Annotated in this window: 23 protein-coding genes and 1 tRNA gene; 3 read left to right on the plus strand and 21 right to left on the minus strand. The window is 63.8% G+C overall.

Translation table 11 applies throughout. The annotated features are described in order from the left end of the window. Positions 1-278 precede the first annotated feature (278 nt). From speB to AXZ77_RS08775, 6 genes are read right to left on the minus strand one after another with little or no spacing between them, the layout of a single operon-like run. On the minus strand, positions 279-1247 hold the full coding sequence (gene speB, locus AXZ77_RS08750; protein WP_098410852.1) for an agmatinase: 969 nt from the start codon (positions 1245-1247) through the stop codon (positions 279-281). A gap of 13 nt (positions 1248-1260) precedes the next feature. Continuing rightward, positions 1261-1992: an SDR family NAD(P)-dependent oxidoreductase gene (locus tag AXZ77_RS08755; RefSeq protein ID WP_098410853.1), complete on the minus strand. Its 732-nt coding sequence runs from the start codon at positions 1990-1992 to the stop codon at positions 1261-1263. After that, positions 1989-2756: an SDR family NAD(P)-dependent oxidoreductase gene (locus AXZ77_RS08760; RefSeq protein WP_176535998.1), complete on the minus strand. Its 768-nt coding sequence runs from the start codon at positions 2754-2756 to the stop codon at positions 1989-1991. Before AXZ77_RS08760 ends, AXZ77_RS08755 begins: the two co-directional genes overlap by 4 nt. Then, a complete protein-coding gene (locus AXZ77_RS08765; protein WP_078601523.1) occupies positions 2753-3547 on the minus strand; it encodes an ABC transporter ATP-binding protein in 795 nt (264 codons plus the stop codon). The genes AXZ77_RS08760 and AXZ77_RS08765 overlap by 4 nt, the downstream gene beginning before the upstream one ends. Before the next feature lie 2 nt (positions 3548-3549). After that, entirely contained in the window at positions 3550-4350 is an 801-nt protein-coding gene (locus AXZ77_RS08770; RefSeq protein ID WP_098410854.1) for an ABC transporter permease, read from the minus strand. A 58-nt stretch (positions 4351-4408) separates the two neighbouring features. Beyond that, the gene (locus AXZ77_RS08775; RefSeq protein WP_098410855.1) at positions 4409-5470 is read right to left on the minus strand and encodes an ABC transporter substrate-binding protein; all 1062 of its coding nucleotides are present in this window, start codon (positions 5468-5470) and stop codon (positions 4409-4411) included. Between the two features lie 138 nt (positions 5471-5608). Here AXZ77_RS08775 and AXZ77_RS08780 point away from each other — a divergent pair, with 138 nt between their 5' ends. Together AXZ77_RS08780 and AXZ77_RS08785 are read left to right on the plus strand one after the other, a co-directional pair. After that, positions 5609-6241: a TetR/AcrR family transcriptional regulator gene (locus AXZ77_RS08780; RefSeq protein WP_078605170.1), complete on the plus strand. Its 633-nt coding sequence runs from the start codon at positions 5609-5611 to the stop codon at positions 6239-6241. Positions 6242-6253: 12 nt separating this feature from the next. Beyond that, positions 6254-7114, plus strand: a complete 861-nt coding sequence (locus AXZ77_RS08785) for a polysaccharide deacetylase (RefSeq protein ID WP_098410856.1) — start codon at positions 6254-6256, stop codon at positions 7112-7114. A 98-nt stretch (positions 7115-7212) separates the two neighbouring features. On the opposite strand, the gene AXZ77_RS08790 is transcribed toward AXZ77_RS08785, so the two are convergent. From AXZ77_RS08790 to AXZ77_RS08840, 10 genes are all read right to left on the minus strand, one after another. Then, positions 7213-9432 carry a choice-of-anchor F family protein gene (locus AXZ77_RS08790; protein ID WP_176535999.1) on the minus strand — a complete coding sequence of 740 codons (2220 nt, stop codon included), beginning with the start codon at positions 9430-9432 and terminating at the stop codon, positions 7213-7215. Positions 9433-9786: 354 nt separating this feature from the next. After that, on the minus strand, positions 9787-11601 hold the full coding sequence (locus AXZ77_RS08795) for an ABC transporter ATP-binding protein (RefSeq protein WP_176536000.1): 1815 nt from the start codon (positions 11599-11601) through the stop codon (positions 9787-9789). 5 nt (positions 11602-11606) lie between these two features. Further along, on the minus strand, positions 11607-12566 hold the full coding sequence (locus AXZ77_RS08800; RefSeq protein WP_078523181.1) for an acetamidase/formamidase family protein: 960 nt from the start codon (positions 12564-12566) through the stop codon (positions 11607-11609). 6 nt (positions 12567-12572) lie between these two features. Next, complete coding sequence (locus AXZ77_RS08805) at positions 12573-14204, minus strand: ABC transporter substrate-binding protein (RefSeq protein WP_098412492.1); 1632 nt, start codon at positions 14202-14204, stop codon at positions 12573-12575. An 81-nt stretch (positions 14205-14285) separates the two neighbouring features. Next, on the minus strand, positions 14286-15206 hold the full coding sequence (locus AXZ77_RS08810; RefSeq protein WP_078523182.1) for an ABC transporter permease: 921 nt from the start codon (positions 15204-15206) through the stop codon (positions 14286-14288). Next, positions 15206-16093 (minus strand): ABC transporter permease, encoded by an 888-nt coding sequence (locus AXZ77_RS08815; RefSeq protein ID WP_098410858.1) that lies wholly within the window; start codon positions 16091-16093, stop codon positions 15206-15208. Before AXZ77_RS08815 ends, AXZ77_RS08810 begins: the two co-directional genes overlap by 1 nt. Beyond that, complete coding sequence (locus AXZ77_RS08820; RefSeq protein ID WP_098410859.1) at positions 16071-16679, minus strand: ANTAR domain-containing response regulator; 609 nt, start codon at positions 16677-16679, stop codon at positions 16071-16073. Before AXZ77_RS08820 ends, AXZ77_RS08815 begins: the two co-directional genes overlap by 23 nt. Next, a complete protein-coding gene (locus AXZ77_RS08825) occupies positions 16676-17779 on the minus strand; it encodes a transporter substrate-binding protein (RefSeq protein WP_098410860.1) in 1104 nt (367 codons plus the stop codon). Before AXZ77_RS08825 ends, AXZ77_RS08820 begins: the two co-directional genes overlap by 4 nt. Before the next feature lie 583 nt (positions 17780-18362). Then, positions 18363-18452 (minus strand) — tRNA-Ser (locus AXZ77_RS08835). A gap of 109 nt (positions 18453-18561) precedes the next feature. Beyond that, positions 18562-19308, minus strand: a complete 747-nt coding sequence (locus AXZ77_RS08840; protein WP_098410862.1) for an SDR family oxidoreductase — start codon at positions 19306-19308, stop codon at positions 18562-18564. Between the two features lie 249 nt (positions 19309-19557). Between AXZ77_RS08840 and AXZ77_RS08845 the strand changes: the two genes are divergently transcribed. Further along, entirely contained in the window at positions 19558-20151 is a 594-nt protein-coding gene (locus tag AXZ77_RS08845; protein WP_098410863.1) for an outer membrane protein, read from the plus strand. 101 nt (positions 20152-20252) lie between these two features. Here AXZ77_RS08845 and AXZ77_RS08850 read toward each other — a convergent pair whose 3' ends face one another. The 5 genes from AXZ77_RS08850 to AXZ77_RS08870 form a co-directional block, all read right to left on the minus strand. Then, positions 20253-20861: a TetR/AcrR family transcriptional regulator gene (locus tag AXZ77_RS08850; protein WP_098410864.1), complete on the minus strand. Its 609-nt coding sequence runs from the start codon at positions 20859-20861 to the stop codon at positions 20253-20255. Next, positions 20854-21750, minus strand: a complete 897-nt coding sequence (ppk2, locus tag AXZ77_RS08855) for a polyphosphate kinase 2 (protein ID WP_098410865.1) — start codon at positions 21748-21750, stop codon at positions 20854-20856. The genes AXZ77_RS08850 and ppk2 overlap by 8 nt, the downstream gene beginning before the upstream one ends. Positions 21751-21886: 136 nt before the next feature. Continuing rightward, the gene (locus AXZ77_RS08860) at positions 21887-22870 is read right to left on the minus strand and encodes an alpha/beta fold hydrolase (RefSeq protein WP_098410866.1); all 984 of its coding nucleotides are present in this window, start codon (positions 22868-22870) and stop codon (positions 21887-21889) included. Beyond that, on the minus strand, positions 22845-23765 hold the full coding sequence (metA, locus tag AXZ77_RS08865; RefSeq protein WP_098410867.1) for a homoserine O-succinyltransferase: 921 nt from the start codon (positions 23763-23765) through the stop codon (positions 22845-22847). The genes AXZ77_RS08860 and metA overlap by 26 nt, the downstream gene beginning before the upstream one ends. A 54-nt stretch (positions 23766-23819) precedes the next feature. Continuing rightward, on the minus strand, positions 23820-24674 hold the full coding sequence (locus tag AXZ77_RS08870) for an ATPase (RefSeq protein ID WP_098410868.1): 855 nt from the start codon (positions 24672-24674) through the stop codon (positions 23820-23822). Positions 24675-24715: the final 41 nt, after the last annotated feature.

A 24715-nucleotide genomic window follows, 5' to 3' on the forward strand; every position in this document is an offset into this window, starting at 1 on the left:
ACGATATTTATCGCTGTGCAGCGATCTCGCTACCCCGAAGCGTGGCCCCATATATCTGCCCCCGGTGCTGCGCCGGACATGTTCCGACAGACCCCAAGGTCAGGGTTTTGAGTTGATGACGCTGGGTCAATGGGGATGCTGCGGCGCAGCAAGAAAAGGTAAGGAAATCCGGACACGACTTTCCGGGCTGGCTGGCTCGCGATGATTTCTTCGGCAGCGCGGAATAGAAATTACGCGCTGCCGAAGGTTTGTTTATTGGGGTTCCCGAACCAAGTCCGTCACCCGCGCGTCATGCGCACCGCCATCTGGCACAGGATCTCGAACATCACCGAGACGCCGAGGAAGGCGGTCGCACCGGACGGGTCGAAGGGCGGGGAGACCTCGACCAGATCGGCGCCGACGATTTCCACCCCGTCGAGCAGGCGGATCACCTGCAGCGCCTGATAGGAATTCGGGCCGCCCACTTCGGGCGTGCCGGTGCCGGGGGCGAAGGCCGGGTCGATGAAGTCGATATCGTAGGAGAGATAGGTGGGCTTGGTGCCGACGATCTCGCGCGCCTCGGCCATCACATCCTCGACGCCGCGAGCGTGGAATTCCTCGATCGGGATCACGCGCACGCCCACGCTATCGGCGAAATCGCGGTCCTCGCTGTCATAGGTCGAGCCGCGAATGCCGATCTGCACCACGCGTTTCGGGTCCAGGAGACCCTCTTCGATGGCGCGGCGGAACGGCGTGCCGTGGGTATACATATTGCCGCCGAAATAGCTGTGGAACAGGTCGGTATGGCTGTCGAAATGCACCATGCCGAGCGGCTCGGGCGTGCCCAGCGCGCGCAGGATCGGCAGCGAGTTGAGGTGGTCGCCGCCTGCGGTGATCGGGCGGATTCCTTGGGCGCGGACGGTCTCGAAGAATCGGGTGATCCGGTCCATCGCATCCTGAATGTCGGCGGGGTTGGGGGCCACGTCGCCGAGATCGGCACAATTGACCATCTCGAAGGGGCGCACGCCGGTCGCACCGTTCTGCGCCCGGATCATCGTCGAGAGATCGCGCAGCTGGCGCGGCCCGTGGCGCGGGCCGGGACGGTTGGTGGTGCCGGAATCCCAGGGGCTGCCGATGAACCCGACCTGCACATCCTTCAGGCGCGGGTCGTCGAGTTCGACATGCGGCAGGCGCATGAAGGTCGGCACGCCTGCGAAGCGCGGCAGATCGAAGCCGGAAACCGGGTGGAAAAGGGGATCGCTGGACATGGGGTCGCTCCTGTCAGGTCATGACACTGCCACCGTTCACGCCGAAGCATTGACCGGTGATGAAATTGCTCTGCGGGCCCGCGAGATAGCAGGCCATCGCGGCGATATCCTCGGGCTGGCCGAACCGGGCGAGCGGCGTCGCCATGTCGATTGCCAGCTGTTCGGGGCTCATCGAGGCGGGGCTCGTCATATCGGTCTCGATCGAGCCCGGCGCGATGGCGTTGACGAGGATCTTCGGCGCCAGCTCGCGCGCCAGCGTCCGGGTCAGCGCGATGATCGCGCCTTTCGAGGCGGTGTAGGCAGACATTTCCTCGCGCCCGAGAATGCCCAGATCGCTCGCGATATTGATGATACGGCCTTCCTCGGTACGGCGCACGAAGGCGCGCGACGCAAGGAACGTGCCGCGCAGGTTGACCGCGATCACGCGGTCGAATTCGTCGATCTTCGTCTCGGCAATCGGCCCTTCGCGCAGGATGCCCGCGTTGTTCACGAGGATGTCGAGCCGCCCGAACCGGGACATGACGGCGTCGAACATCCCCTCGATCTGCGCCTCGTCGGAGACATCGGCGGGCAGGGATTCCGCCTCGGTCAGCTTTTGAAGCTCGGCCAGCGTGTCGTGCGCCTGCGCGTCGTCGGGATGGCAGAAGGCGACTTTCGCGCCCTGTTCGGCCAGCGCCAGCGCGATGGCGCGCCCGATCCCGCGCGAGCCGCCGGTGACCAGTGCGACTTTTCCCTGAAGGCTCATGACATTACCTCGCCGCGGTCGACGTTGAGCGCCTGACCGGTGATATTCGCGCCGGCCTCGGACGCGAGGAACATGTAGGGATCGGCCATATCGGCGGGCACCATCAGCCCGTCGATCGCTTGCGCGGCCATGATCTCGGCTTCGACCTCGGCCTCGCTGCGGCCGCTCGATTCCGCCAGTTCCCGCAGCGAATTCGCGGCGGGGCCGGTTTTCACCCAGCCCGGGCAGATCGCGTTGACGCGGATGCCGCGAGGGCCCAGTTCCTGCGCCCATGTCCGGGTCAGGCCCAGAAGCGCGTGTTTGCTTGCGACATAGGCCGAGAAGCCCGGCACGGCGGTGCGCGCCCAGATTGAGGCCGTGTTCAGGATGCGCCCGCCTTCGGGGATGCGCGAGATCAGCGCGTCGGTCACGTTCTGCGTGCCGGTGATGTTGATCGCCACGATCCGCTCGAAGGTCGTGTTTCCCAAAGGGTTCGCACCGTTGAGCGGGGTGGGGCGTTCGAGGCCTGCATTGTTCACCAGCACATCGACGCGTTCGATATCGGCCAGCGCCTCGGTCACCATCGCGGCGTCTGCGATATCACAGCGGATTGCGCGGACCTTGCCGGGCAGGCTTTCGGCAGCCTCATAGATAGTCTCGGTCTCGGACAGGATGATCAGGTCGGCGCCCGCGCGCGCGAAGCCTTCGGCAATGCCATAGCCGATCCCGCTCGAAGCGCCGGTGACCAGAACGGTCTTGCCGGTGAAGTCGAATGTCACGCTCATTCCTTGCCGCGTCCTTCCTCTCGCATCAGCCGCATCAGATGGGCCTCCAGATCGGAGTAGCCGTCGAGTTTCACGGCCCTTTCCTTGTCGGCGATGCGTGCGCCTTGCTTGAATTCGGGCACGATCACCTCTTTCACGCGGCCCGGATGGCTCGAGAGAAAAACGATCTTGTCGGCGAGGAAGATCGCCTCCTCGAGATCGTGGGTGACGATCACCATCGTCGTGTTGGTCTTCTCGGCGACGTCGATCATCAGTTCCTGCATCAGCCAGCGGGTCTCGGCATCGAGCGCGCCGAAGGGCTCGTCCATCAGCAGCACTTCCGGGTCGTTGGCCAGCGTGCGCGCGATCGCCACGCGCTGACGCATCCCGCCCGAGAGCTGCGAAGGGTAGGCCTCGGCAAATTTCCCGAGCCCCACGAGATTGATGAAGCGTTCCGCGCGTTCGCGGCGCTCGGCGGCCGGGACGCCGTTGATCTGCATCCCGAACTCGACATTCTTGCGCACCGTCAGCCAGTCGAAGGAGGTATAGGCCTGAAAGACCATGCCCCGGTCGCGGCCCGGTCCCTCGACGCGGCGGCCGCCGATGACGATCTCGCCGCCGCTCGGGGTCTCGAGCCCTGCGATCATGCGCAGGATCGTTGACTTCCCGCAGCCCGACGGGCCGAGCAGGACACAGATGGAGTTGCGTTCGACGGTGAATCCCGCGCCTTCGACGGCGACCAGCTTGCGCCCGCCCGAGAGCTCGAATTCCTTCGAGATCTCGCGGATTTCCAATGCGGTTTCGGCACTCATGGTCACGCCTTTCTCAGATAGGGGAAGGCCCAGCGGTGCAGGGCGGAGAAAGTGAGGTCGAAGAGCAGCCCCAGCACCCCGATCACGACGATCCCCGACAGGATCTCATCGGTGTTCAGGAAGCGCCGCGCGCGCATCATCATCGCACCGATACCGGTGGTGGAGGCGACGATCTCGGCAATCACCAGATAGGTCCAGGTCATCGCCAGCATCTGGCGCATCGCGGTCACGATATCGGGCAGCACGGCGGGGAAGATCACCCGGGCCACGACCTTGTGGCGCGGTGCGCCCAGCGTCAGGGCGGTCTCGACCAGTTCCTCGCGCACATTCTTGGTGTGATCCATGATCAGGGTGATCAGGAAGAAGATCACGCCGAGGAACAGCAGCGCCAGTTTCGGCGCCTCGCCGGTCCCGAACCACATCAGCAGGATCGGGATGAAAGACGGCGCGGGGAGGTAGCGCCAGGCCGAGACGAAGGGGGCGAAGAAGGCCTCGATCGCAGGGAATGACCCCATCATCACGCCCAGCGGCACCGCCACGGCGCTGGCCAGCGCGAAGGCGATCAACACGCGGCTGATGGAGATCAGGACGTCTCCGCCGAAGGCACGGCTGAAGAACAGATCGAACGTGGTCGCGAAGACCTGCTGCGGGGCAGGGACGAGAAGCGGGTTCACCAAGCCGCTGGCCGAGGCGACGATCCAGATGCCGAAGAACAGCACCCAGATGGCGAGCGCGGAAAGCAGCTTTTGACGGCGGCTCACGGGCTTGCGCAGCTGGAGAAAGGGGGTGGGTCGGGCGCTCAAGGTAGATGCTCCGGCTTGGGGGAAGGGAAGCGCCGGGGATCGGCGCTTCCCGAGGGGTTTAGTGAGCGCTCAGGCTCTGACGGTAACCGGCTTCGACCAGATCGCCCATCAGCGAGCAGTCGATGCCTTTCGACGCGTCGATCTTGTTTTCCATCAGACCGAGCTTGATCCACCAGTCATTGGTCATCGCGATCGAGTCGACCATCGAACCGTTCGCCATCCCGAGCGGGCCTTCGCCGTCGAGCACGCCGCACAGGCGGGCGGATTCGTCGAAGTCCATCATGTAGATGCCGCCCTCGAAGGACTTGCCGTTGGTCCCGATGACGTAGCCGATGTCTTCCTCGGGCCACTGCAGGAAGGAGGCGAGCAACTTGTTGGTCTCCTCGGTGTGCTGGTTCCAGTAGGCCAGCCCTTCCCAACGCGCTTTCAGCACGGCCAGCGCCGCCTCGCGGTCATTGGCGATGAAGTTCTTGTTCATGTAAAGCGCGTCCATGAAGATCCCGGTCTTCAGCATCTCCGGATCGGCGGTGTTCACGATGGACCGCGCGCCGGGCTTGGCTTCGAGGACCTTGGAGATCCACGGCTCGTACATGTAGGCAGCCGACAGATCGCCCGACATCATCGGACCGACGGCTTCATCGGCATTCAGGTTCACCCACTCGACCTGATCGGGGGTGATGCCCTCGGAATCGAGCCAGATCCCCATCAGCAGCTGACCAATATAGGCCTGCGGGGCCGAGACCTTCTTGCCGGGCAGGTCGGCGGGCTCGGTGTCGGGCGCGAGAATGACGTGATCGACCCCGTAGGAGGGGTTGAGCTGGGCCACGTTCACCACATCGGTGCCGCGATCCACGACCAGCGGCGTGTAATCGGCGGTGCAGCCATAGACGTCGAGCTGACCCGCGGCGAGGGCGGCATGACCGCCCAGCGGATCCTCGAAGATCGTGATGTTCAGGTCGTAATCGGGGATCAGGTTCTTTTCCTTGGCGACTTCGAGCATGGCATAGCCCGGCCAGGAGACGCAGACCCCGACATTGACGGTTTCAGCGGCGGCAGCGGAGAGGCTGCCCGCGGAGAGGGCGACCGCGGAGGCGGCGGCGAGTTTGAGTACGGAGCGCATATGCGGACCTCGCTGTTGGTATGGATTCTTGATCTTGTACAAAAACTTTATTCGATAAAAACTTTTATGCAATAAAAAATTTGTCTTGACCAAAAACGACCCATCGCCGAAAACTGTTCGCAACCCTAGGAGGACTCAGTGAGCAACCTGCGCGCCCAACAAAAACAAGACCGTCGCAACCGCATCGTCACATCGGCCAAAGAGCTTTTTCGCGAGAAGGGCTATGACAAGACGACGATCGAGGCGATCGCGGTGGCGGCCGGCGTCTCGGGCGTAACGGTCCATAACTACTACGGAACCAAGGCCGGGGTGCTGCTCGCGCTGGTGATCGAAAGCGACAAACAGCTGCTGGAACGGCTCGATTCGACGCTGCCCGGGCCGGAGGCCGAGCTCGTCGAGCTGACGGTGGCCTTCGCGCACGAGATCATGGTTCACGCGATGCAGACGCTGGAGAAAGACATCTGGCGTCAGGTCATCGCGGCAGTGACGATCGAGGCGGGAACACAGCTTTCCAAGGCCTATTTCAAGCTCGACGAACAGCTTGCCTCGGTGCTGGTGCGCCGGATCGAGGCGATGCAGCGGGACGGGCGGCTCAGTGCCGATCTGAACCCGCTCCATCTGGGCCGGGCGCTGTTCCAGCTGCAAAACGCCCGTTTCATCCAGTTCATTTCCACCGACGCCGCGCGCCGGGACGAGATCGAGACCTGGCTGCGCAACGATCTCGTGGCGCTGTTCTCGGTGATGCTCCCGGTGCCCGCCGATCCTTCCTGAGCGGAGAGTGACATGTTTCTCAACCCGATCACCTGGCCCGAGGGCAAGCGCAGCGCCGCCTGCGTGACCTTCGATATCGACGCGGATTCGCTGATCCGCACGGCGCGGCCCGAGGACGCCGAATTGCGCCTGCAGCCGATCTCGATGGGCCGTTACGGGCCGACGGTCGCCGTGCCGCGCATCCTCGAGACTTATCGCCGTCTGGGGCTGACCCAGACCTTCTTCATGCCCGCCTGGGTGATGCAGAACTACCCCGAGACGGTCGAGACGATCCTGAAGGCGGGGCACGAGATCGGGCACCATTCGTGGATGCACGAAGACCCGATGGAGCATTCCGACGACCGCGAGGCGGAGCTGTTCGAACGCGCGCTTGAGGTCCATGTCACGATGACGGGCCGCAAGCCGCGCGGCTATCGCGCCCCGGTCTATTCCTTCACGCCTGCGATGCTTAACCGGTTGATCGAGCACGGGTTTCTCTATGACAGCTCGATGATGGCCGACGAGTTGCCCTATCTGGTCGAGACGCCGAAAGGCAGCCTGATCGAGGTCCCGCCGCATTGGGGCACCGACGACTGGCCGCCCTTCGCGCATTTCGGCGAGATCGACTACCTGATGCCGATCCGCGCGCCTTCCGACGGGATCCGTGCCTTCGCCGAGGAATTCGACGCGATGCACGAGGCGGGCGGGTTCTGGATGCCGGTGCTGCACCCGTTCCTGACGGGCCGTCTGGCGCGCTGGCGCGAGATGGAGCGTCTGCTGGAGCGCGCCGTGGAGGCGGGCGACGTCTGGTTCGCGCCGATGGAAGAGATCGCCAGCCATGCGAAATCCGGGGCGTCGACATTGCGCCGGGAACGGATCGGGATGGAGGGGTAACGCCCGCTCGGTGCGGGATATCCGTTATCGACCTGCGAATATAAATGCACCGCGGCGCTGAAAAGCGCCGCGGTGTCTTCTTTTAGGCCTGTGAGCGCTCAGAACTTCGCGTTGAAGGATACCTGCAGCGCGTGGCTCTCATAGTTGTTCGAGAAGGTCCCCGAGATCCCGGCATGCAGGCTGGAGGAGAATTTCCCGGTCTGGCCGAGCGGCACATCGATCCCGAGGTCCGCCGTCACCCAGTTCATGTTGAAGCCGTCGACCGGGGTTGCGCTGGAAGGCAGCCCGACGAAGGCGGTCTGAACGAGCTGATCGTCACCGCTGACCTTGTTGTACTTGATCGCGCCGGACAGGGTCGGGGCCTGTGCGCTCGACGACAGCGCATATTGGCCACGCATCCCGGCGGAAGCGACGATCACGGTCCCCGATTGATCCCCGACGGACAGGTTCCACGCGCCCGCGCCGGTCTCATCGAAGCCGTCCACCGAGAGGTGATACAGTTCAAACGAACCGGTCGGACCGTAGCGGAAGCGGTCTTGGCCGAACATGTACTCGGCATCGACTGCGCCGAAGAACTGATGGCCATTCGTGCTCGCCTGTGCGGTCGATCCCATGACATTGCGTTTCATGTCGTAGGAAAGATCCTGATAGCCGATCATGAACTGCGCCGCGCCGCCATTGCCGAAGGCCGTCCGCGCGAAGCCACCGACGAAGCCACCGGAGCCATCGACGCTGCCACGGTTTTGATCGGCGTCGGACGTGCCGTCCGAGTAGCCGCCGAAGACGCCGACCGAGACTTGATTGTCGACGAACTTCTCGCCGCCGACCATCATGTAATGCGAGTTGACGTCATAGCCGATCGCATTGGTGGTGCGGTCGTAATTGGCCTTCTGCGCACCCGCCGAGACGAAGGCATAGGTGTCGTCCCCGATCTTCCACGAGGTCGGCCCGCCCATCGTCGAAAGCGTGACCGATCCGTTTTGCTTCTGCGCAACCGGACGACCGATCCCATTCGTGATGTTCTGTCCGAACTCGAAGCCGACAGCGCTGAAGGCGGGCAGGAAGCTGTAGCCCGTCGTCTCAAGCATGTCGTTGCGCGCGACCGGATCCTCGATCGCCATGATGTCGCTGATCGCGGTCTGATAGGTCTCCGCATTCCCGATATCGAGATAGGGGATGTTGGCTGCCGCATCGAGGCGACCGGCGGTTGCGAACTGGTAGCGGGTCGCGGTCTGCTCGACGATCGGCGCGAAGATTGGCGCGATGCGCATCGTGACGTTGTTGCCCGCGACATCGCCGAGATCGATGATGTAGTTCAGGTTGAGGTTGCGAAGATCCTCGACCACGTCCTGCGTGTAGAGGCCATTGGCCTGCATCGCCGCGACGATATCGGCAGGCACGGCGCCGCCGCCGGTATAGCCGAGATCCGCGACCGTCACGCCCAGCGAGTCGGCCATCGCCTGCAGCTTGTCATCCAGATAGGTCGAGCTGTCGACGCCCAGATTGCCGTACTGCCACTGGCCGGCGCTCAGGTTGTACCACGCGATGAGCTGGGCCTCGTCCGAGGCGACGGGCGTACCGGTCGCGTCCCAGAAGAAGGCTTTCGGCAGCATGCTGTTGTCGATCAGCGAGTTGCCGAAATAGTTGGCCAGAACGCTGTTCGACAGGTCGGTCGCGTCGAGCGTGTTGGCGTTGTTCACAATGCTCATCTCGGCGGAGGTGCTGTCGAAGAAGCCGATGCCTGCCTCTTCCTGACCGCCATCCCCGAAGAGCCCGTCGGGCAGATTGAATTTCGAGTTGTAATCGGGATCGAAAAGCGCTGCGGTCGCGGGATCGGCCGTATCGAAGGGGGTGAAGCTGTCACCCGAGCCGGTGCCGAGCTGGACCTTGAAGGCCAGAATACGGGCGCCGGTGAGGTTCGAGGTCTTGCCGTAGGTGTAGTATTCCGTGATGCCGCTGCTCGATTGCGTCGAGAGCATGATATCCATCGGCGTCGGGCCGGTCAGCTGCGTCTTCACCCGTTTCCCCGAGCCGGGAGGGGCCGTGCAGGTGAAGTCCGGGTTGTTCGACATCAGGCAGTTGGTGATGTCCTTCGGATTGTCCGTGTTGGGAAAGTCGGCGTTGACCTCGCCCGTGACGGCTTTGAGCCCGGGAGGCAGGACGCCTTCCGTCGGATCGGAGAAGATAAGCCCGTCGCCGGTCACGCTGATGACGGGCGCGTCATCAAATGTGCCCGACCAGGCAGGATTCCCGAGGCACAGCAGCAAAGCCGCCGGCGCTACGGTTCTTTTCAAATTGGTGAGCAGAGTATTTGTCATTTTTTGTCCCATTCCCAAGGCGATCGCCACGATAAATTTCGCACGCGAAACAAGCGACTCTTCACTCGATCGTACTGACGATATGTCCGTGCGTTTGCCTCGGCGCGTTTCAGAAGTTCCCTCGCACGGACTTCAGCTCCCGCGCTAAACGTCTGCCCGGTTGCTTTCTTTGATTTGCATCAATGAGTTGGTGGTGTGTTTGGGGTGTTGCGCAAAAGCTACGGAGTAGATGTCGCTTTTGCTTTGCCGCCTTTGCACGTCTTCGCGCGCGAGCGGTGGGTTTCGGGGGCGAAACCGGCCTTAAAAGCACAGGGCGGCGCGGAGATTTCCGCCCGCCCTGAGCGCGATTTCGTGTTATTCGGCCGCCGTCTCGGTCGGTATCGCGGGCAGGTCGCTATCTGCCACGAGATGCCCGTCTCCGAGATTGCGCAGCATCAGGCGCTGCGGTCCGGTGCCCAGCTTGTAGACCGGGCTCGGGACCTCGCCGGACAGGCGCGGCGTGGGCTCGCGCACCTTGTCGGGGTCGGGAACCGGCACGGCGGCCATCAGGCGCTTGGTGTAGGGATGTTGCGGCGCGCCGAAAATCTGCGCGCGCGTGCCCATCTCCACGATCTGGCCCATATACATCACCGCGATCCGGTCCGAGATATTCTCGACCACCGCCATGTCGTGGCTGATGAACAGATAGGCGATGCCGAACTCGCGTTTGAGCGCTTCGAGCAGGTCCAGCACCCGCGCCTGCACCGACACATCCAGCGCCGAGACGCTTTCATCCGCGACGATCAGCTTGGGTTGCAGCGCCAGCGCGCGGGCGATGCAGATCCGTTGACGCTGACCGCCCGAGAATTCGTGCGGATAGCGGTCGAGCTGATCGCGGGTGAGGCCCACCCGCTCGAACAGGCCTGCTACCTTCTCGCGCTGTTCCTCGGGCGTGCCGATCTCGTGAATCACCAGCGGCTCGGCCACCAGATCGCCCACGCGCATCCTCGGATCGAGCGCGGCCATCGGGTCCTGAAACACGATCTGAACGTCGCGGCGCATCTCTTTCATCTTCGCGCCGCTCAGCCCGCCCATCGTGTGGCCCGCGACCTCGATGCGGCCCTGATGCGGCACGAGGCCGGTCAGTGCTTTCGCGATGGTGGATTTGCCGCAGCCGCTTTCACCCACCAGCGAGAAGGTCTCGCCCTCCATGATGTCGAAGCTGACGCCCTCGACCGCATGAACCCGGTGTGTGACCTGCGACAGGATCCCGCCGCGAATGTCGAAATGAACCTTCACGTCGCGCAGCCGCGCCACGGGTTTCGCATCCGGGGACGCGCCCGCAGCACCGCTGCCATCGCCCATGCGCGGCACCGCGGCCAGAAGGTCCTGCGTATAGGCCTCGCGCGGGGCGGTGAAAATCTGCGAGACAGCGCCGGTCTCGACCGCCTGACCCTGTTTCATGACGATGACGCGCTCGGCCATCTCGGCCACCACGCCCATGTCGTGGGTGATCAGGATGATCGCCGTGCCCATCTCGCTTTGCAGATCGCGCAGCAGATCGAGCACCTCGCGCTGCACCGTCACATCGAGCGCGGTGGTCGGCTCGTCGGCGATCAGCACGTCGGGGCGCAGCGCCAGCGCCATCGCGATCATCACGCGCTGCCGCATGCCGCCGGACAGCTCGTGCGGATATTGGGTCATCCGGCGTTCGGGTTCGGAGATGCGCACGCGGCGCAGCGCCTCGAGTGCGCGGGCGCGGGCCTCGCGTTTCGAGACCGGCTCATGCGCGCGGATCGCCTCGGAAAGTTGCAGGCCGATCGTCAGCACCGGGTTGAGCGACGTCATCGGCTCCTGGAAAATCATCGCGATCCGGTTGCCGCGAATGGCGCGCATCCGGCTTTCGGGCAGGCGGGTGAGGTCTTCGTCATGGAAGCGGATCGCGCCGGAGCTGACCCGCAGGGCAGGGGGCGGCAACAGCCCCATGATCGCCAGAGAGGTCAGCGACTTGCCCGAGCCGCTCTCGCCCGCGATGGCGATGGTCTCGCCGCGCGCGAGCGTGAAGCTCAGATCGCTGACCAGCGCCCGCTCGTGCCCCTCGGAGCGCACCGAGATCGTGAGACCCTCGACGGACAGCACCGGCTGGGCGGGCTCCGGGGCCATGACGGCCCCGGCTTGCGTTTGTTGCATTTCGATCATTCGAACACGTTTCTCGGGAAATAGAAGCTGACAACCCAGTTGGGCATATCGACGATCTCGGAAATGCGCAGATCGCCACAGGTCGAGACCAGCATATAGGCGTCGACCGCCGACATGCCGCGCTGTGCGCACAGAAGGTCGATCATGCCCGAGACAGCATCGCGCGCGCCCGACATCAGGTCGGGGCCGATGCCCGTCGTGACCTCGTAGCCCGCCGTGTCGAGATGGCGCGTGACCGGCCCCGGCGTGGTGAAGCGCGGGAATTTCAGCGTCTCGTTCTTGATCAGATCGAAGCTGAGCACGCAGTTCATCGGGCTCTCGATCGCGGTGCCGCAGACCTCGCCATCGCCTTGGGCGGCATGGGTGTCGCCTACGGAGAACAGCGCGCCATCGACCTCGACCGGCAGATAGAGCGTGGTGCCCGCCGCCAGATCGCGGATATCGAGATTGCCGCCCACGCGGCGCGGGGGCACGATCGAATGCAGGCCTTTTTCGGCCGGGGCGACGCCGATAGTGCCGCAGAACGGCTTGAGGCCGACCTTGCCCTCGCTGCCCCAAAGAGCCTTGTCGGGCGAGGCCGCGTCGTATTTCCAGATCGTCAGCGCCGGATCTTCGAACTGATCCGCCAGCAGGCCGAAGCCCGGGATATTCGCGGTCCAGCCCCATGCGGAGCCTTCCTGCTCGCGCGGGGTGAAGCTGTCGATGGTGACCTTGAGCACGTCACCGGGTTTCGCCCCTTCGACATAGATCGGGCCGGAGACCGGATTGATCTTGCCGAAATCGAGCGTCTTGACGTCTTCCACCGTCGAGGACGGCCCGAGCTGTCCGGCCGAGCTGTCGTGGCAGTGGAATTCGATGGTCGATCCCGGGGCCACCGTCTCGGCCGGGACAAACGAGTTGTCCCAGCCGAAATGGTGCTGTGCGCCATGGATCGTATAGTCACAGGCTTTGCACATGCGCGCTTACTCCGTCACGTACACGTAGTCGTAGTTCACGGGGATCGAGACCGGGTCGACATAGAGCGCATCTTCGCCGCCCATACGGCCCGACTTCATGGTGTAGCGGTTCTCGTTGAAGACCGGGACCCACGGGGCGTCTTCCATGACCTTCATGTAGACGTCGGACCATTTCTGCAGGCGCTCGTCCTGCATGGCCGGATCGGTGATCGAATCCGCCTCGGTGGCCATCGCGTCGAGTTCCTCGTTGCAATACCACGACCAGTTCCAGCCGCCCTCGACCGCGCCCGCGCAGCCCAGGATCGGACCGTAGAAGTTGGACGGATCGGGGAAGTCGGCGATCCACGCCATGCCGCCCGACCAGATCATCGGCGCGGTCTTCGGCGTGCCGCCCGCCTCGATGACGTTGGCCTGCGCCAGCGCCTTGATGTCGACCTTCACGCCGATCTGCGACAGGTCCTGCTGGATCGCCTGCGCGATACGCGGGTTCGGGTCGGTGTTCATCACGTAGAGCTCGGTTTCGAACCCGTCGGGCAGACCGGCCTCGGCAAGCATTTCCTTGGCTTTCGCGGGATCGAAGGGATAGCCCTCGTAGCCCTCGGTATAGCCCGGCATCGACGGCGGCAGCGGCTGGGTCGCGGGCGTCGCGCGGCCGTTGATCATCTGCACGATGCGATCCTTGTTGATCGCCATGTTGACCGCCTGACGCACCTCGACCTTGTCGAAGGGCTCCATCTGGACGTTCAGCGTGATGTAGCCGGTATGCAGCTGGCCGCCCACGACGACCTGCTTGGCCTCGTCGGGATTGCCCATCACTTCGTTGAACTTCGCGGGCGGAATGCCGTCGCCGGGCACGTCCACCTCACCGTTCTGCAGGCGCAGCAGCGCCACGATCGGTTCCTGACCGACTTCGAAGGTGATGCTATCGAGATAGGGCACGCCCGAGCGCCAGTAATCGGCGTTCTTCTCCAGCACGAGTTGCTGACCGATGGTCCAGTCGGCGAGCTTGAATGCGCCGGTGCCCACGGGGTGCTTGCCGAAATCGGTGCCGTATTCGTCGACCGCTTCCTTCGGCACAACCGAGGCGAAGTTCAGCGCCATCACGTGCAGGAAGGTCGCGTCGGGGCGCGAAAGCTCGATCTTGATGGTGTAGGGATCGACGACGGTGACGCCTTCGAGGCTGCTGGCCGAGCCGTCCGCCATCGCGTCATAGCCCTTGATCGAGCCGAAGAAACCGGCACCCGGCGACTGGGTCGCGGGGGTGGTGACGCGGTCGAGCGAGTATTTCACGTCCTCGGCCGTCATCTCGCGACCGTTGTGGAATTTCACGCCCTCGCGCAGCTTGAAGGTGAAGGTCGTGCCGTCGTCCGAAATCTCGTAGCTCTCGGCAAGACCGGGGCGCAGCTCGGTGGTGCCAGGGACGTAATCCATCAGACCGTCGAAGACGGATTTGATCATCGACCAGTTCTGCCAGTCATAGCCGATCGCCGGGTCGAGCGTGGCTACATCGTCCTTGTAGGTCACGATGATATTGCCGCCGGGCTTGGCGTTCGGATCGGGCTGATAGTCCTGCGCCGAGGCGAAGCTGGCAAGACCCAGCGAGAGCGACAGCGCGCTGGTGGCAAGGATGTTTTTCATCAGGCTCATTTGAGGTGTTCTCCGTCAGTTGGACTTTTCTTTTGGTTCGCTCCCCGGTTGGCCCGAGGTATCTGATTGCGATCAGCGCAGCTTGATGCGCGGATCGATGAAAGGGGTGATCAGGTCGGCCAGCAGGTTGCCCAGCACGATGGCGCAGGCGGATACCAGCGTGACGCCCATGATGATCGGAATGTCGACGCGCTGGATCGCCTGCCAGGCGAGCTGCCCGATACCGGGCCAGCCGAAGACGCTTTCCACGACGACGATCCCGGACATGAAGATGCCGATATCGATCCCGATCATCGCGATGATCGGCAGGATGGCGTTGGGCATCGCGTGCAGCGCCAGCACCCGGAAGCGGCGCAGACCCTTGGCGCGCGCGGTGCGGATATAGTCCGAGCGCAGCACGTCGATCATCGAGGAACGCATCATCCGGCTATACCAGCCCGAGCCCATGATCCCGAGCGTCAGAGCAGGCAGCACGAGGTTCGAGAAGCTGCCGTAGCCGCCGATCGGGAACCAGCTCAGCTTGACCGCGAAGACGTAAAGCAGGAGCAGGCCGACCACGAATTGAGGTGCCGAGACCGCGACGAAAGAGGTGATCATCAGCGACTGATCGAGCGCGCCCCCGCGCCGGATCGCGGCCACGATCCCCAGCGTGAGCCCCATGATCAGCTCGGCCACGATCGCGCCCAGCATCAAGAGAAGCGTCGCGGGCAGCCGCGCGGCGATCAGCGTCGCGACTTCGGTCTTCTGCAGGTAGCTGCGCCCCATATCACCTTGGACCAGCCCGGTCAGATAGTGCCAGTATTGCACGATGAAGGGCTGATCGAGGCCCAGCTGGTGGCGGATATTGGCCACCGTCTCGGGCGTGGCCGAGCGGCCAGCGATCTGGCGCACCGGGTCGGCCGGCAGCACGAAGAGCAGGAAGAAGGTGATGAAGGACACGCCCAGCAGGATCAGGGCGGCCTGGATCAGGCGGCGGATCAGATAGGCCAGCATCACTCACGCCCTCTCTGCGTCGGGTCGAGCACGTCGCGCAGTGCGTCGCCCACGAGGTTGAAGGACAGCGCCAGCAGCAGGATCGCAGCGCCCGGGATGAAGACGAGCCACGGGGCCGCCTGGAAATAGGTCTGGTTCTCGAAGATGATGTTGCCCCAGCTTGGCGTCGGCGGCTGAACACCCACGCCGAGATAGGACAGCGTCGCCTCCAGCAGCACGGTGGTCGAAATCCCAAGCGTGCCCCAGACGATGATCATCGGCACCAGATGCGGCAGGATATGGCGGAACAGGATGCGGACCGTGCCTGCGCCCAGCGTGCGCTCGGCGGCGACGAATTCGCGCTCGGCCAGCGCGGAGGTCTCGGTGAAGACCACGCGGGCCGTCTGCACCCAGTTCACCAGCGCGATCACCATCGCGACGATCCACAGCGACGGCGTGAAGATCGCCGCAAGACAGATCGCCAGCAGAAGCGCCGGGAAAGCCATCATCAGATCGGTGAAGCGCATCAGCACCGCGCCGATCCAGCCGCGGAAATAGCCCGCAGTGACGCCGATCAGCGTGCCGATGATCAGCGCCAGACCGTTCGCGACGACGCCGATGATCAGCGAGGTCCGCGCCCCATAGAGGATACGCGAGAACAGGTCGCGGCCCAGCAGGTCGGTACCCAGCCAGAACTTCTCGCCCGGCGGCATCGGCGCACCCAGCAGCGACAGCCCGTCGAACATCTGCTCCTGCGGCTCGAATGGCGCGATCCACGGCGCGAAGATCGCACCGAGCGTCACGATCGCGATGATCGCAAAGCCCAGAAGCGCGAGCTTGCGGCGCATCAGGCGGCGCAAGGCGCTTTGCGGTCGGGCCGGTCCCTCAGCCAAGGTCGCGTCGGTCATCGGTCTTCCTTTGTTCGTCATGGTTGGCGACGATGCGGCGCGCGGCATCTTCGAAATTCACGCGCCAGGCCATCGCCATCTGGCGCAGCTGGTCATAGGCCTCGGCCTCGCTCTTGCCGCGTGCGGCAAGCAGCGTGACCGCCCGCACCACCGTTTGGCGCTCATCGAGCCTGCGACGCAGATCCGCGATCTCGCCCGAGAGCTGCGCCCGCGCCTCGAAGGCGATCCGCGCGATCAGCAGCGCCGAATAGACCCCGCCATCGCCGACGGGTTTGAGGAGCTGCGCATGCGCGCCGGCCTCCAGCGACCATTCGATCCGGCCCGGCGCTTCGGTGCCGATCAAGGCGATCATCGGCATCGGGCTTTCGCCCGGTTTCCACGGGAATTGCTCGTCATAGCCCTGATCGGCGTCGAAGAAGACGAAATCGCCCGACAGGGCCTCCGCCGGTAGCTCGGGCCAGCAATGCACAACCGTCAGGCCGATTGCGCGCAACTGCCGCTCGAGCGCCTGCACGGTCGCATGGGGGCGATGCAGGATATAGGCGCGCGCGCCGCCGAGATCGGGGATGCGGATCTTGCGCTTCATGAGACCACCTTCAGCCGGGGCGCTCCGGGCGCGATCGGGTTGCGGCCGCGTGCGAGATAGGGATCGCCCGCGACGGCCTCGAACCGCTCGCGGACCGCGAAAGCGCCGTTCTCGACCTGCGCGATCAGGACGGGCAGGGCGGTGTGATGGGTCGACAGGTCGATCCCTTCCGAGCCCTGCGGCGCATCGTGCAACAGCTGTGCGAGGCTCTGCTCGGCGGCGTCGTCATGCCCAGAGAGCAGAATTGCGAGGCGATAGACCGACGACCATGCGGCCGCTTCATGCGACGAGCCGAAATTGCGCTCCGCCTGTGGCCAGCCGGTCGCGCCCCGGAAATAGGGCCCTGCAGCGACTAGCCCCTCGACCGCGTCCGGGTGAATGGCGGGCAACTCGCATTCGGTCAGATTGCACGACAGGATCGGGCAGGTCTCGGGGCGGAAATGCGCGTCTTCCTGTCCGAGCTTGTGATAGGCCTCAAGGAAGGCGTATTGCGACGGGCCGATCAGATTGTTGAGGATGAAATCGGGCCGGGTCGCGCGGATCTCATTGATCATCCGCTCGACATCCAGCGAACCGAGCGGCAGGTAACGCTCGCCCAGAACCTCGCCGCTGGCGCTCAGGATCACGTCCCGCGCAAGCCGGTTCATCTCCCAGCCCCAGATGTAATTCGAGCCGGTCAGGAAGCCCCGCCGCCCGAGCCGCGCAAAGGCCCAGCCAAGCAGCGGCAGCAGATGCTGGTTCGGGCAGGCATGGGTGTAGACGACATGATCGGACGCCTCGAACCCCTCATAGGGCACCGCATACCAAAGCGTCCCGCCCGCTTTCTCGAGCGTCGGGATCACCTCCTTGCGGCTCCACGAGGTGACGCAGCCGACGACATGGCGCGCATCGCTGTCGCGCAGGATCTCCTCGCAGAGCGGGCCATAGGCGTCGATATTGCCCTGCGGGTCGCGCTCGATCGGGGCGAAGGTGATCGGGAGATCGGGCATCGAATTGATCTCGGCAATCGCGCTGAGCGCCCCGGTCCGGCAGGCTTCGGAGATCAGCGAGTAGCTTCCCGAGCGGGAATACAGCAGGCCAAGTTCGATCCGTTTCTTCATTTCCACTCTTGCAGACCCTTTGAGCCAAAACGCAAAACGCCCCGCTGACTTGCCGCGGATGTGCGGTGTCAAAGCGAGGCGCGAATGCCGTTCGGGTTATTCCGATGTGTCTTAAGGTTTGCAGCGCGCCCGTCAGCCGACAAGCGCAAATTGCGAAACCGCGCCGGGATCGGGAGTCAGAACGGGATTTTCGGGGTGGCGTGCATAAAATTTAAGCACAAATGCGTCATTGAGAAGCGTGTTTGTCTCACGGCGTGGTGAGAATCGTCCGTGATGAACCGGGCGGTTTCTTTGGAAATGGCGGCGCGTTTGGGCCGGTGATGAGGCATCCACTGACGGGGGCAGGTTGCCCGGTCCGAGTGCGTCACGGTCGCGACGGCGCCGTTCTGCGTTTGGGCGCTCTTCGTCCAGCGGTCCGGGAAAGGGCGCTCTCCCGCCAGGGCGTGACGGCCCGGAGGCCTGTTTCCGCGCCTAAAGTCGAAGACGCAGAAAACCGGCGCGAAAGGACGGCTCACGATCCGCATCAAGCTAAGCGATACTGATTTCTTTGGAGATTTTGCCCACGCCCCACGCAAGGGGGAAGTGGCGGAGAGACAGGGATTCGAACCCTGGGTCGGCTCTCACCGACAACGGTTTTCGAGACCGCCGCATTCGACCACTCTGCCACCTCTCCGCATCAGGGGTCGTCTTGTAGGGCGGGATTTAGCCGCCCTCGCGCGCCCTTGCAACCCGTTTTTCGCGGATTTTTTCAGATCCTTCGCAAAGCCTTCATAAACGTGAGGTCAACGCATCCGCAGCGCCCCGTCGAGGCGGATCACTTCGCCGTTCAGATAGCCGCTCTGGACGATGAAACCGGCGAGTTTCGCGTATTCCGACGGATCGCCGAGCCGTTTCGGGAAAGTCACTTCCTCGGCGAGGCTGTCTTGCACCTCTTGCGGCAGGCCCTTCATCATCGGCGTCGCGAAGATGCCCGGCGCGATGGCGCAGCAGCGCACGCCTTGGCTCGCGAGATCGCGGGCCAGCGGCAGGGTCATCGCGACGATTCCGCCTTTCGAGGCCGCATAGGCTGCCTGCCCCTTTTGCCCGTCGAAAGCGGCGATGGAGGCGGTGTTGACGATCACGCCGCGCTCGGGGCCGGGGTTGCGGGCCATTTCGGCGGCGGCGAGGCGGGCGACGTTGAAGCTGCCCACGAGGTTGATGTCGATCGTGCGCGCGAAGCTCTCGAGCCGGTGCGGCCCTTCGCGGCCCACGACGCGCTCTCCGGTGGCGATGCCCGCGCAATTGACGGTGACATTGATCCCGCCCATCGCTTCGACGGCGGCGGCGATCCCGGCGGCGACGCTGTCCTCGGAGGTCACGTCGACCTCGGCGAAGGTCGCGCCGATCTCGGCGGCAAAGGCCTCGCCGCCCGCGCGGTCGCGGTCGAAGAGCGTCACCTGCGCCCCCGACTCGACGAAGTGACGGGCGGTCGCAGCCCCGAGACCCGAGGCGCCGCCGGTGATGACGGCACGAATTTCACTCAACTCCATGTGATCCTCCCTGGAAATGAACGTGTGTTCATTAACCAAAGGAACCCCCGCTTTGTCTAGTCTTGCCAATGCATTTTGCGCCTGCAGCATTTGTCGCTTCGATCACGTCTTGTGACACGTTCGGCAAAGCGCCGCTTATGCTTGGAACCAACCGGATTGATTTCGCATTCAGGGGGCATAGGTCCGGGCAACGGATCTGATCCAAAACGTCTCAACGGGGGATGAACCCCCAAGACAGGAGAGAGAAACATGAAACGTATCATCGTTACGTCGAGCATTCTGGCACTCGCTGGCTCCGCCGCAATGGCGGGCGGTTACACCACCCCGGCACCGGCCCCCGAGGTCACCCCGGCTCCGGTCGCAGTGGCGCCGGCGCAGTTCAGCTGGGACGGCTTCTACGCCGGTGTTCAGCTCGGCTACGGCAAAGCGAACGAGTCGATCGACGGTGACGGCGTCGTCGGTGGTGCCCACGCTGGCTACCTCTATGACTTCGGCAACTATGTCCTCGGTGGCGAGCTGGCCTATAACGCTGCGAATATCGACGACAGCAACTCCGGCGCGAAGGTCAACTCGATGACCGACCTCAAGATGATCGCCGGTGCGCCCTACAACAACATGCTGTTCTACGGCACGCTCGGTGCGTCCTATGTCGACGCCGAAGACGGTGCGGGCAACGGCTATTCCGACACCGTTCCGCTGGTTGGTATCGGCATGAAATATGCCATCAACCCGAAGTGGACCGTCGGGACCGAGCTCGACTATCGTGACGGCAACAACTTCGACGGCACCACCAACAATCTGAACACCACGACGCTGAACCTCACCGCGTCCTACAAGTTCTGATCTCAGGCGGATCGTCTGATCTACGCGGGCGGGGGGAAACCTCCGCCCGTTTTTCTATGCACGGGCAATGCCGCGGCGCGGCAAAATCGGGGCAGGGCGGCTCAATCCGGAGCGATCAGGCCGAGGCCCCGCAGATAGACGCCGATGCCGCTTTCCAAGAGATCCTCGGGGGCATAGGGCGAGCGATTTCCCTCGCGCGCATAGAGCTCCACCACACCGTGGCTCATCGCCCAGACATGCGCTGCGACCATCGCGACGGGCGGGCGTTTTTCCGGTGGCACATGTTCCATAAGGGCGCGCGTCGCGCGTTCCATCGCGGTGCTCGATTTGCTCGCCACCGCGGCAAGGTCGGGCGAACGGTTGGGCGAGATGCCGCTTTCGAACATCGCCATGTAGTGCCCCGGATATTTCCGGGCGAAGGCGAGATAGGCCCGGCCCACCGCCGAAAACGCCGCCAACGCTGAAGGCTTCCCACCGTTCCACGCATGATCCAAAAGATCGCCGAAAATCAGATAACCCTGACGCGCGCATTCCGCGATCAGGTCCTCGCGCCCCTCGAAATGGCGATAGACCGCAGCCGGGGTCACGCCTGCGCGTTTCGCCGCCTCCGAGAGCGTGAACCCGGTCGGGCCCTTCTCCTCGATCAGCTCCAGCGCGGAGGCGACAAGCGCCTGACGCAGATTGCCGTGATGATAGCCTTGCTTAGACATTCAGAACGTCGATGCCGCCGCAGATTTTACCGTCGATTTCGCCAATCGCCTCGGGGTCCTTATGCGCGTAATCGACCGCGTTCAGCACCGTCTGGATCGCGGCGATCCGGGCCCGTTTCTTGTCGTCCGAGCGGATCACCGTCCAGGGCGCATGATCGGTGTCAGAGCGCTCGAGCGTCTCCTGAATCGCCTCGGAATAGGCGTCCCAGCGCTTGAGCCCTTCGACGTCGATCCAGCTCAGTTTCCATTGCTTGAGCGGGTCCTTCTCGCGCTTGAGGAAGCGGCGCAGCTGCTCGGCGCGGTCCACGTTCAGCCAGAGCTTCACGAGGATGACCCCGTCATCCACCAGCATCTTCTCGAAATCGGGAAGCTGGTAGAAGAAATGCTCGCGCTGCTGGGGCGTGCAGAAATCGAAGACATGCTCGACCACGCCCCGGTTATACCAGCTCCGGTCGAACATCGCGATCTGGCCCGCCGCGGGCAGCCAGTCGATATAGCGCTGGAAATACCATTGCGTGGCTTCGGTCTCGGTGGGTTTGGGCAGCGCCACGACATAGGCCGAGCGCGGGTTCAGGTTCTGCCGCATCCGCCCGATCGTGCCGCCTTTGCCCGCCGCGTCGCGCCCCTCGAAGATCACCGCGATCCGCTTGCCGGTTTCCTTGGCGTCCCAGAACATTTTGACCAGTTCGACCTGAAGCGCCTCCATCTGGCGGTCGTATTTCTTGCGCTTCATCTCCTCGTCATAGGGATAGGAGGGCGAGAGCATGTCATCCTTGCCCGCCTCCTCGATCGCCTCGCGCACGGCATCGGGCGCTTCGGTCTCAAGGTAGCGGGTGATGTCGCCCACGAAGGGGATGTCAAACGGCGGGTCGCTCTTATCCTTGGCCATGATCTGCCTTTTGTCGTTTCACGGCAGTATGCTGCGCGGGCAGGGGCGGTGCAAGCGGCGCCGCATGCGCAAGGGGCGGCGAACGCGCGTCTGTGATTTGTGTGCAAAGCCGGAGGGCCGGGCGCTCAGGCGGCCCTCACTCCGCAGCCGCGCGCATCGGGATCGAATAGCCCGCGCGCTTGGCCACGCGATCGACCGCAGCGACCGTCTGCTGCAACGCGACATGCGGGACCATATGGCCGATCCCGTCGAGCGAGATCAGCTCTGCCCCCGGCACCTCGTTCGTGAACGGCACCGCGTGGATCTGCTCGCCCACGATGGTGTCGGCCGTGCCGTGGACCGAGACCACCGGCAGATCGAGATCGGGGTAATGCGGGATCATCGCCTGAATTTCCGGCTTCAGGCTGGCGCGCTGACGGGCATTCACCCGCATCGTCTGCACCCGCAGCGTCATGCCGGGGCCGAACCAGTGCAGATAGCCGATCGGCATCTCCTGCGGCGTGAAGACGCTCTCGACCTCGGAGCGGATGATCGCGGGCGGGGTCCAGGCCGAAATCAGCGGCACGACGACCGCCTGACCCAGCGGCGGCGAGGTGATCTCATAGAGCAGCGGCAGCCCGCTATCCCAGCTATGCGAAGGCGCGGAGACCGGCACCAGACCCGAGAGCGTTCCGGGCTGATACACCGCCCAGGCAATCGCCACCGCGCCCCCATAGGAATGGCCAAGCACGATGGGAACGTCCGCGCCCGCGAGCTTGGTCGCCTCCTGCAGCAGCTTGGCCTGATTTTCGATCGTATCCTGATCCGCCGGCAGCGGGTCGGAATAGCCGAACCCCGGACGGTCGGGCACGAAGACGCGATAGCGTTTCGCCAGTTCCGGAGCGAGATCGAAGGTCAGGTCGCGGGCCGAGCCCGACGCGCCGTGGATCAATACCACTGCCGGGCCGTGATCGCCCTTGATGACCATATGAACGCGCTGGTCGCCGACATCGACGAAGATGCCGTTGGGGGGATAGCGCTGCTCCGCCATGCGGGCCCGCCAGCTCTCCAACCCCCATGTCGCGCCGCCCAAGATGAGCAGCAGCACGACAAGGCTAGTTACCAATCTCGGCCAGATCATACGGCGTTTCCTGATAAATCTCGTTTATCCAGTTGCCGTAAAGCAGGTGGGCGTGGCTTTTCCACCTGTTGGTCGGCACCCGGCTAGGGTCGTCCTCAGGATAGTAATTCGCGGGGACGTTGATTGGTTTCCCCGACGCGACGTCACGATCGTATTCTTCCTTTAGCGTGCCGCTGTCATATTCGAGATGATTGAAGATATAGAGCGCGCGATGGGCGCGATCTTCGACCAGACAGGGCCCGGTTTCATCGGAATGGATCAGCGTGGTCATGCCCGCCGCTTCCAGCTCGTCGCGCCGCATCTCGGTCCAGCGGCTGACCGGGATCAGCAGATCGTCCGAGAAGCCCCGCAGATAGGGCGAGGCGGGCGCGCAATTGCGGTGCCGGAAGCAGCCGAAGGCCTTGTGATCGAGCATATGCTTGTTCACGCCGTGGAAGTAATAGGCCATCGCCATGCCGCCCCAGCACACGCCGAAGGTCGAGAAGACATGGGTCTGGGTCCACTCGAAGATCCGCTTGAGCTCCTCCCAGTAAGTCACTTCCTCGAAAGGTAAATGTTCGATCGGGGCGCCGGTGATGATCAGACCGTCGAACTTCTCGCCGGTGGCCTCGACCTCCTCGAATGGACGATAGAACTCTTCCATATGCGCGGCGGCGGTGTTCTTCGTCTGGTGCTCGCTCATGCGGATCAGCTGGAAGTCGATCTGCAGCGGCGTCGCACCGATCAGCCGGGCGAACTGGTTCTCGGTCTGGATTTTCTTCGGCATGAGATTGAGAAGACCGATCCGAATGGGGCGGATTTCCTGCCGGGATGCGCGCTCGGGCGACATCACCATCACGCCTTCCCGCGACAGGATGTCGAAGGCGGGGAGGTTCTCAGGAAGCTTGATCGGCATTGTTTCTCAATCTCTTACAAGGCGAAGTTAAAGTGATGCGCGAAGTGTCTTGGCTCACGCGGGCAAAGCATCAGCGATCAGCGATGTAAAATCTTTCGCGTCGCGGACAAGGTAGAGATCCTCGGCACGGATCGTCACGCCCCAGTTTTTCGCCATCGCCGCATAGCGCGGCTGACGATGCGCCAGCGCCTGCGCATAGGTCCAGCGCACGAAATCGTCGGGGTCGACCTGCGCCTCCGCCACGCCGTTCAACTCGCGATACTCGGCCCATTTCGCGGCCAGAAACTCGGGCTGATAATACATCGGTTTTGGCGCGCGCGAGAAGCGGTTGATCAGCTCCTCGGTATGGGCCTCGGAGCCCTCGATCCAGACCATCAGCAGGTTCTGCGACAGCGAGGTCAGGATAGGATCCTCGGGGTCGTCGGGGTCCACCACCTCGCAGATCGAGCCGCCGGAATCGCACAGGAAATTCTCGATCCCGTAAATCTGCTTCGCGCGGTCGATGAAATGCGCCGTATCCAGCAGCGCCGCCATCTCCGCCGTGCGGTGCTGGCTCTGCCGTTCCAGATATTCCTCGAAGGGCAGCCCGCCCTTGGCCGGATCGCCGGGCTTGCCGAGATAGGTCGAGAGCGGCGCGAGGTTCTCGAACGTGATGTTCGACGCGATATAGACCGAGTCCGACAGCAGAAGTTCCGCCAGGAACGGGTTCTTCATCGCCTCGCGCTTGAAGTTGTCGGCGATATATTCGCCCATGTAGCGCGTGCCGATCCGGTAATCGACGGAGTAGTGGAACCAGCCCTCGTCGCGCAGGAGGTTCGCAGCCCAGGTCTTGCCGAGGCCGGACATGCCGAACAGCGCTACCTTCCTCGATTTGGCGGCCAGCCACTCGGCGCGATTGGAATAGATCATGTCGTCCCCATTGGTCTTTCGCCCCGGTGTAGCCCGGCAAG

This window comes from Thioclava sp. ES.031, assembly GCF_002563775.1.
GTDB lineage: Bacteria > Pseudomonadota > Alphaproteobacteria > Rhodobacterales > Rhodobacteraceae > Thioclava.